Genomic DNA, 605 nt, shown 5'->3' on the forward strand with positions numbered 1-605 from the left:
TTTGACAAAGGTTTTTTTTGATAATAATCAATTTTTGAATAGATTGCTGGAGGCGGTGTATCAAAAACCCGAGCAACCGAATCCTATTAGAAATTCTTACAATGAAAGATTGTTGTATGACAAAAATGGCAATATCATGCGTTTACTACGTAATGGAGAATATGATGATGCCGTAAACGTTTTGGAAATAGACCGTTTGGATTATACTTACAATTACAACCAGTTGATGGGTGTGGCCGATAGTACAAACAACCCCAATGGTTTTAAAGACAGCAACACTGAGGGTGATGATTATAGATATGACTTAAACGGCAACATGACGATGGATTTGAATAAAAATATTACATCTATTACCTACAACCATTTAAATTTACCAACAAAAATTTTATTTGGAGAAATGAATTCTATTTTGTACTTTTACACCGCAAGTGGGCAAAAAGTGAACAAAGTGGTAAACGAGGCAGGAGTAATTACAACAACCGATTACATTAACGGGTTTCAGTACAAAACCTTGCCTTCTGGCGATGGTGGGTTGGTGTTTTTTCCGCATGCTGAAGGCTATGTAAATGTAAACGAATCTTACAAATTAACTGAAAGTAGTTTGT

The 605-nt window shown here is 35.0% G+C and carries 1 pseudogene; it reads left to right on the forward strand.

What is annotated here, in order from left to right:
• Nucleotides 1–605, forward strand: a pseudogene (locus tag B0A58_RS15915) (type IV secretion protein Rhs); the annotation flags it as partial.

Origin of the sequence: Flavobacterium branchiophilum NBRC 15030 = ATCC 35035 (assembly GCF_002217205.1) — a bacterium.
GTDB lineage: Bacteria > Bacteroidota > Bacteroidia > Flavobacteriales > Flavobacteriaceae > Flavobacterium > Flavobacterium branchiophilum.